Here is an 8,530-nt window from a genome sequence, read left to right on the forward strand (position 1 = left end):
CCGCCCGGCCCTGCGGATCGGTCCCGTGTCGCTGGTGTGGCGCGGCCGGCACCTGCTGGTGTGCGCGGCGCTCGCCGTCGCCGCCTTCCTGCTGCTGTGCGTGAGCCTCGGCCGCGGCGACTACCCGCTGTCGGTGCCGCAGGTGCTCGACGTGCTCGCCGGCGGCGGCGCACGCCTGGACCGGTTCATCGTGCTGGATCTGCGGCTGCCCCGCGGCATCGGCGCCGTCGTCGTCGGCGCGGCCCTCGCGGTGGCCGGCGCGATCACCCAGTCACTCTCGCGCAACCCGCTGGCCAGCCCCGACATCCTCGGCATCACCGCCGGTGCCGGCGCCGCGGCCGTCGCCCTGATCGTGGTGACCGGCGGCGGCTCGATCGTCGGGCTCCTCGCCGGCCTGGGCCTGCCGCTGGCCGCGCTGCTCGGCGGCCTGCTCACCGCGTTCGTGATCTACCTGCTGGCCTGGCGCAACGGCGTCGAGGGCTTCCGGCTGGTGCTCATCGGCATCGGCGCCAACGCCATGCTCATCGCGCTGACCAACTGGATGCTCGTCTCCGCCGACATCAACGACGTCGCCCGCGCCCAGGTCTGGCTCACCGGCTCCCTCAACGGCGCCGCCTGGAGCCAGGTGGTGCCGGCCGGCATCGCCCTGGCGGTGATCGGCACCTGGACGCTGATCGCCGGGTTCACCGTCGCTGCCCTGCGCCTCGGCGACGACACCGCCCGCTCCCTCGGCATCCGGCTGCAGACCCAGCAGGGCCTGCTGCTCGCCGCCGCGTGCGGCCTGGCCGGTATCGCCACCGCCGCGGCCGGACCCATCGGCTTCGTCGCCCTGGCCGCCCCCCAGCTCGCGGTGCGTCTCGTGCGCGCCGACGGCCCCCCGATCGTCGCCTCGGCCCTCACCGGGGCGGTGCTCGTCGTCGGCTCCGACATCATCGCCCGCACCGTCCTGCCGGTCGCCCTGCCCGTCGGGCTGGTCACCTCCGCCCTCGGCGGCCCGTTCCTGCTCTACCTCCTCGTGCGCTCCAACCGGAAGGTTTCCGCGTGACCGACACCACGACGTTCGCCCCGACCGACCCCGGCGCGGCGGCCACCGCCGAACCGCGTCTCATCGCCGAGCAGCTGTCCCTCGGCTACGGCGACCGGCTCATCGTCGACGATCTCGACCTGATCGTGCCCACCGGCGTCGTCACCACCGTCATCGGTCCCAACGGCTGCGGCAAGTCGACGCTGCTGCGGGCGCTGAGCCGGTTGCTGCGGCCCCGCGCCGGCAGCGTGCTGCTCGACGGCCAGGTCATCACCTCGATGCGCACCCGCGAGGTCGCCCGGGTGCTCGGCATGCTGCCGCAGGCCCCCGTCGCCCCCGAGGGCCTGACCGTCGCCGACCTGGTCTCCCGCGGCCGGCACCCGCACCAGTCCTGGCTGCGGCAGTGGTCCTCCGACGACGAGCAGGAGGTCGGGGTCGCGCTGGAACAGACCGGCATCGCCGACCTCGCCGACCGGCCCGTCGACGAACTGTCCGGCGGGCAGCGGCAACGCGCCTGGATCTCGATGGCGCTGGCGCAGGGCACCGACATCCTGCTGCTGGACGAACCCACCACCTACCTCGACCTCGCGCACTCGGTGGAGGTGCTCGACCTCGTCGACCGGCTGCACAGCGAACTGGGCCGCACCGTGGTGATGGTGCTGCACGATCTGAACCTCGCGGTGCGCTACAGCGATCACCTCGTCGTGATGAAGGCCGGGCGCATCGTCGCCGCCGGCGCCCCCGCCGAGGTGATCTCCGTCGAGTTGCTGCGCGAGGTGTTCGGCCTCGACGCCGCCGTCATCGACGACCCGGTGTCCGGGCGGCCGTTGATCGTGCCGATCGGCGCGCGGCACGTCTACGGCACCGTCGGCGGCGCGGACCGGCCCGGGGTGAAGGGCCGCGACACGCCGGGCGACCAGGACCAAAGACCCTACGACTAGGGGTAGTACGCACAGCGTCGGAGAGAGTCCGTAGAATCGTTGCATGGCAGCACTCGGCGAACTCGAGCGAGCAGTGATGGACCACCTCTGGGCTTCCACCGAACCCCAGACGGTGCGGCAGGTCCACGAGGCCCTGTCCAGTCGACGGTCCCTCGCGTACACCACGGTCATGACCGTCCTGCAACGACTCGCGAAGAAGAATCTGGTCATCCAGCAGCGCGACGACCGGGCCCACCGCTACCTGCCGGTGCACGGCCGGGAAGAACTCGTCGCCGGACTCATGGTCGACGCCCTCGACCAAGCCGACAGCCGCGGCCGCACCGCCGCACTCGTCCACTTCGTCGGCCGCGTCGGCGCCGACGAAGCCGCAGCTCTGCGCGAAGCGCTGGCCGCCCTCGAAGCCAAGGAAGCCGACACGTCCACGACCCCCGAGCACGACGGCCGCACGAGCTGACACACTGGATGCCATGAACGCGACCACCGCGCTGGTCTTCGGCATCCTCGCGCTGTTCCTCGCCGGCCCCGTCCCGGCGCTGCTGAGCAGAGCGACCTGGCCGTACCGCACGCCCCGCGCCGCCCTGGTGCTGTGGCAGGCGGTCGCGCTCGCCGCGGTCCTGTCCGCGTTCAGCTCCGGCCTCGCCATCGCGGCGCTGCTACTCGTCCCCGGCGAGGACGGGCGGCCCACCACCGAACCGCTCCGCGAGATCGACGTGCTCGGGCTGCCGCTGTGGCTCACCTACGTGCTCGTGTTCACCGCGACCGTGCTCATCGGCGCCCGGCTGATGTACTCCACGCTGCGGGTGGCGGTGCGCACCCGCCGCCGCCGCTCCCGGCACCGCACCCTCGTCGACCTGCTCGACCGCCGCGAAAGCGGCGCCGCGATCCGCCAGCTCCCGCACGTGCGCATCCTCGACAGCGCCGACCCCATCGCCTACTGCCTGCCCGGGTTGCGGCACCGGGTGGTGCTCAGCGAAGGCACCCTCGATCACCTCGACGACACCGAACTGCGCGCCGTGCTCAGCCACGAGCACTCCCACCTGCGGGCCCGGCACGACCTCGTCCTCGAGGCCTTCACCGCCGTCTACGAGGCGTTCCCCCGCTGGGTGCGTTCCGGCTCGGCGCTCGGCTCGGTGCAGCTGCTCATCGAGATGCTCGCCGACGACTCGGCCGTCCGCGCCACCGGGCCCGTCCCGCTGGCCCGCGCCCTCGTCACCTGCGCCGAATCCCGCACCCCGAACGGCGCGATGGCCGTCGGCGGTCCCTCCACGCTGCTGCGCGTCCAGCGGCTCGCCGGACCGGGCGGCGACACCCGCACCGCCGCCGTCGCCTACATCGCCGCCGCCGCGATCCTCGTGATCCCCACCCTCGCGGTCGCGGTGCCCTGGCTCGTCGAGGTCGAACGCCTGCTGCGTTCCTGGTGACCCCCCGCCGATAGTGATGTAGGTCACATTCGGAAACGCGCGACCCCGATCTCCGCACCGGCAGGTGACAGGGGAAGCTGTATCCATGACCGTCGAAGACTCCGCAACCCCCGCAACGCCCCGCGCCCAGATCGGCGTCACCGGCCTGGCCGTCATGGGATCGAACATCGCCCGCAACTTCGCCCGCAACGGGTACACCGTCGCCCTGCACAACCGCAGCATCGCCAAGACCGACGCGCTGCTCGCCGAGCACGGCGGCGACGGCGACTTCGTGCGCACCGAGACCGTCGAGGAGTTCGTCGCCGCGCTGGAGAAGCCCCGACGCGTCCTGATCATGGTCAAGGCCGGCGACGCCACCGACGCGGTCATCGGCGAGCTCGCGGACGCCATGGAACCCGGCGACATCATCATCGACGGCGGCAACGCCCTCTACACCGACACCATCCGCCGCGAAGCCGAACTGCGCGCCCGCGGCCTGCACTTCGTCGGCGCCGGCATCTCCGGCGGCGAGGAAGGAGCCCTCAACGGCCCGTCCATCATGCCCGGCGGCCCCGCCGAATCCTATGCCGCCGTCGGCCCGCTGCTCGAGAAGATCGCCGCCCAGGTCGACGGCACCCCCTGCTGCACCCACATCGGCCCCGACGGCGCCGGACACTTCGTCAAGATGGTCCACAACGGCATCGAATACGCCGACATGCAGCTCATCGGCGAGGCCTACCACCTGCTGCGCGACGCGCTCGGCTACGACGCCGGACAGATCGCCGACGTCTTCGCCGACTGGAACACCGGCACCCTCGAGTCCTACCTCATCGAGATCACCGCCGACGTGCTCCGCCAGACCGACGCTGCCACCGGCAAACCCCTCGTCGACGTCATCGTCGACGCCGCCGAACAGAAGGGCACCGGACGCTGGACCGTCAAGGCCGCCCTCGACCTCGGCGTCCCGGTCACCGGCATCGCCGAGGCCGTCTTCGCCCGCGCCCTGTCCGGCTCCCGCGACCAGCGGGCCGCCGCCCGCGGCCTGGCCGCCGGCACCCTCGGCGCCGCCCCCACCGACGCCGCGCAGTTCACCGAGGACATCCGCGCCGCCCTGTACGCCTCGAAGATCGTCGCCTACGCCCAGGGCTTCGACCAGATCGCCGCCGGCAGCGCCGAATACGGCTGGAACGTCGACCGCGCGGCACTGGCCACCATCTGGCGCGGCGGCTGCATCATCCGCGCCCAGTTCCTCAACCGCATCAAGGAGGCCTACGACGCCGACCCGGCCCTGCCCAGCCTGATCCTGGCCCCCTACTTCCGGGACGCCATCGAGGCGGGCATCGACAGCTGGCGCCGCGTCGTGGTCACCGCCACCCAGCTCGGCATCCCGATCCCGGCGTTCGCCTCGTCCCTGTCCTACTACGACGGCCTGCGCGCCGAACGCCTGCCCGCCGCCCTCACCCAGGGCCAGCGCGACTTCTTCGGTGCCCACACCTACGAGCGCACCGACCGGCCCGGCAAGTTCCACACCCTCTGGAGCGGCGACCGCAGCGAAGTCGACGCCTGACCCGCACATGACCGGCACCGCGGCGGCCTCGGCGGCGTGCGCCCTCGCCGCCGCGGTGCTGTTCGCCGCCGCCAGCGTCGCCCAGCAGCGCTCCGCCGCCGCCGTCCCCGGCGACCGGTCCCTGCTGGGCGGGCTGCTGCGCAGTCCCCGCTGGTGGGCCGGCATCCTCGGCGACGGCGGCGGCTACCTGCTGCAGGTCGCCGCGCTGGCGCTCGGCGCGATCCTGCTCGTCCAACCCCTGCTCGTGACCTCGCTGCTGTTCGCGCTGCCGATGTCCGCGCTCGCCGGCGGCCGCCGCATCGGCCGCAGCACCTGGCTGCTCGCCGCCGCCCTGTGCGTGTCCCTGGCGGTGTTCCTCGTCGTCGGCAACCCCACCGAAGGCGCGCTCGACGCGGCCGCCCGGCACTGGGCGCTGCCGCTCGGCACGGTCCTGGCGGTCGCGGCCGCGGCCGTCGGCGCCGCCGCGCTCCCGGTCGGCGCCCCCACCCGGGCGCTGCTTCTCGGGTCGGCCGGCGGCATCCTCTTCGGCGTCGCCGTCGTGTTCACCAAACACGTCACCGACCTGTTCGAACACGGCCTCGGCACGGTCGCCGGCTCCTGGCAGACCTGGGCGCTGGTCACCGCCGGTCTCACCGGCGGCTACCTGCAGCAACTCGCCTTCCAGGCCGGGGCGCTCGGCGCATCCCTGCCCGCCCTGACCATCGGCGAACCCCTCGCCGCGGCGTTCCTCGGCATGACCGTGCTCGGGGAACGGCTGCGGGTCGACGGCCCCGGCCTGGCGCTGGTCGTCGCGTCCGTCGTCGTCATGCTCGCCACCACCGTCGCCCTGTCCCGCGACCAGGCGCACCACACCCCCGACACCGCCGCGCACCCGCACGACGCGACCGATCCGGACATCGCCCAGTAGAATGGTGCCCCATCCGACCACGCTCGGCGCGCGGCGACCGCGCGGCCGAGCCCGACGAGAGGAACCAGGTGCCCACGGCACCCACTATCACCAGCACGGCACTATCCCCGGTCGTCACGGCCGACGCGGACTCCGATTCCGCCGGTTCGGAGGGCTCCTCTAGCGAGCCGGGTGACAGACCCGGCGGAACCGAAACCCGGCAGGAGCGGCCCTGATGTCCGTTCTGCTGTCCATACTTTCCCTGGTCGGCTTCGTTGCGCTGACCGTCGGCACGGCCCTGTTCGTGGCCGCCGAATTCTCCCTGACCGCGCTCGAACGCAGCACCGTCGACGCCCACGCCCGGGACGGTGACCGCCGCGCCCGCCAGGTGCAGCACGCCCACCGCACCCTCTCGTTCCAGCTGTCCGGCGCCCAGCTGGGCATCACCATCACCACCCTGATCACCGGCTACCTCGCCGAACCGGTGCTGGCGCGATTCCTGAACCCGCTGTTGCAGGCCGTGGGCCTGAGCGAATCCACCGCCTCCGGCATCTCCCTCGCCCTCGCCCTGATCCTCGCCACCTCCTTCTCGATGATCTTCGGGGAGCTGGTGCCGAAGAACCTGGCCATCGCCCACCCGCTCGGCACCGCCCGCGCCACCGCGGGACTGCAGGTCGCGTTCTCGCTCGTGTTCAAGTGGGCCATCCACGGCCTGAACGGCTCCGCGAACTGGGTGGTGCGGCGGCTCGGCATCGAACCCGCCGAGGAACTGCGCTCGGCGCGGTCCCCGCAGGAACTCGGCTCCCTGGTCCGCGCCTCCGCGGAAAGCGGTGCCCTGGACGAACGCACCGCGTTGCTCGTCGACCGCTCCCTGCGGTTCGGCGACCGCACCGCGGAGGACCTGATGACCCCGCGGGTGACCATCGAATGCCTCGACCAGCACGACACCGTGCTGGACCTGATCGACCTGTCCGACCGCACCGGCTACTCGCGGTTCCCCGTCGTCGACGGCGACCTCGACGCCACCCTCGGGGTCGTGCACGTCAAACACGCCTTCACCGTTCCGGGTCCGCGCCGCGCCCACACCCCGCTGCGCCCCCTCGCCCGGCAGGTGCCGATCGTGCCGTCGACCCTCGACGGCGACGAGGTGATGGAACGCGTCCGCGCCGACGGCATGCAGGTCGCGCTCGTCGTCGACGAATACGGCGGCACCGCCGGCATCATCACCATGGAGGACCTCATCGAGGAGATCGTCGGCGACGTCCGCGACGAACACGACGAACCCGAACCCGACGCCCGGCAACTCGACGACGGCTGGTCCTGCTCCGGGCTGCTGCGCATCGACGAGATCGCCGGCCTCACCGGCTACCACGCCCCCGACGGCGACTACGAAACCATCGGCGGCCTGATCCTCGACGAACTCGGCCGCATCCCCGACACCGGCGACGAGATACTGCTCCCGGCGCGTCCCGGCGACCACACCGAACGCTGGCTCGCCAGGATCCTCGCGATGGACGGGCACCGCATCGACCGGATCCTGCTCACCCCGGTCCCCGCGGACACCGACCCCGACGCGGCCGACACCGCCGCCGCGGGCGACACCGACCCGGTCGCGCACACGAACGGAGAGCAGCGATGAACGACCTGCTCGGTGTCCTGCTCACCGTGGTGCTCCTCGCCGGCAACGCCTTCTTCGTCGGCGCCGAATTCGCGCTCATCACCGCCCGCCGCGACCGGCTCGAATCGCTCGTCGCCCAGGGCAAGAAACGCGCCGCGACCGTCATCGACGCCGGGGAACACCTGTCGCTGATGCTCGCCGGATCCCAGCTGGGCATCACCATCTGCTCGATCCTGCTCGGCCGCGTCGGCGAACCGGCCATCGCGCACCTGATCGAGGCGCCGCTGCACGCGGCCGGCCTGCCGGACTCGCTGCTGCACCCCCTCGCGTTCACCGTCGCGCTCGCGCTGGTGGTGATCCTGCACATCCTGCTCGGCGAGATGGTGCCCAAGAACATCGCGATCGCCGGACCGGAACGCACCGCGATGCTCCTCGTCCCGGTGCACCTGCTGTTCATGCGCCTGGCCAAGCCGCTCATCGCGTTCTACAACCTGTGCGCCAACCTGTCCCTGCGGCTGATGCGGGTCGAACCGAAAGACGAACTCGAGGTCACCGTCACCGCCATCGAACTGTCGGAGATGATCGGCGAATCCCGCTCCGAAGGGCTGCTCGACGAGGAGGAACACCGCCGCCTCACCCAGGCCCTGGAAACCAGCGGCCGCACCGTCACCGAGGTGATGATCCCCATCGACCGGGTGCGGACCGTGCCGATCACCGCCGGCGGCACCACCCTCGGCGTGCTCGAACAGGCCGTCATCGACACCGGCTTCTCCCGCTACCCGACCCTCGACCCGGCCGGGAAGGTCACCGGCTACCTGCACATCAAGGACGTGCTGGACCTGGTGCGCGACGAGAACGCCGGACCCGACACGGTGATCCCGCCCGCGGAGGTGCGGGAACTGCCCCGGGTCGCGCTCACCAGCGCACTCGACGACGCCCTCGCGCTGCTGCGCCGCACCAGCTCACACCTGGGCGGGGTGGTCGACGCCACCGGCACCGTCGTCGGCATCGTCGCCCTCGAGGACCTCGTCGAGGAATTCGTCGGGACCGTGCGCGACGCCACCCACCGCATCGCCGACCCCGCCCCGGGGAAC

General features: G+C 72.3%; 8 protein-coding genes. All 8 read left to right on the top strand.

The features are described 5' to 3' along the window. Positions 1-1,045, top strand: a 1,045-nt coding sequence (locus M1M07_RS31400) for an iron chelate uptake ABC transporter family permease subunit (protein WP_248676660.1), incomplete at its 5' end; no start/stop codon positions are given. Beyond that, positions 1,042-1,965, top strand: a complete 924-nt coding sequence (locus M1M07_RS31405; protein WP_248676661.1) for an ABC transporter ATP-binding protein — start codon at positions 1,042-1,044, stop codon at positions 1,963-1,965. The genes M1M07_RS31400 and M1M07_RS31405, both read left to right, overlap by 4 nt. A gap of 43 nt (positions 1,966-2,008) precedes the next feature. Further along, positions 2,009-2,419 carry a BlaI/MecI/CopY family transcriptional regulator gene (locus M1M07_RS31410; protein ID WP_197252634.1) on the top strand — a complete coding sequence of 137 codons (411 nt, stop codon included), beginning with the start codon at positions 2,009-2,011 and terminating at the stop codon, positions 2,417-2,419. Between the two features lie 13 nt (positions 2,420-2,432). Next, a complete protein-coding gene (locus M1M07_RS31415) occupies positions 2,433-3,386 on the top strand; it encodes a M56 family metallopeptidase (RefSeq protein WP_197252635.1) in 954 nt (317 codons plus the stop codon). Between the two features lie 85 nt (positions 3,387-3,471). Further along, positions 3,472-4,932 carry an NADP-dependent phosphogluconate dehydrogenase gene (gndA, locus tag M1M07_RS31420; RefSeq protein WP_248676662.1) on the top strand — a complete coding sequence of 487 codons (1,461 nt, stop codon included), beginning with the start codon at positions 3,472-3,474 and terminating at the stop codon, positions 4,930-4,932. A gap of 7 nt (positions 4,933-4,939) precedes the next feature. Next, entirely contained in the window at positions 4,940-5,839 is a 900-nt protein-coding gene (locus M1M07_RS31425) for a DMT family transporter (RefSeq protein WP_248676663.1), read from the top strand. 214 nt (positions 5,840-6,053) lie between these two features. Next, entirely contained in the window at positions 6,054-7,457 is a 1,404-nt protein-coding gene (locus M1M07_RS31430) for a hemolysin family protein (RefSeq protein WP_248676664.1), read from the top strand. After that, positions 7,454-8,530 (top strand): hemolysin family protein (locus M1M07_RS31435; protein ID WP_248676665.1); only part of this gene is annotated, 1,077 nt, incomplete at its 3' end. The genes M1M07_RS31430 and M1M07_RS31435, both read left to right, overlap by 4 nt.

The sequence above is a fragment of the Rhodococcus sp. HM1 genome (assembly GCF_023218075.1).
Taxonomy (GTDB): domain Bacteria; phylum Actinomycetota; class Actinomycetes; order Mycobacteriales; family Mycobacteriaceae; genus Rhodococcus.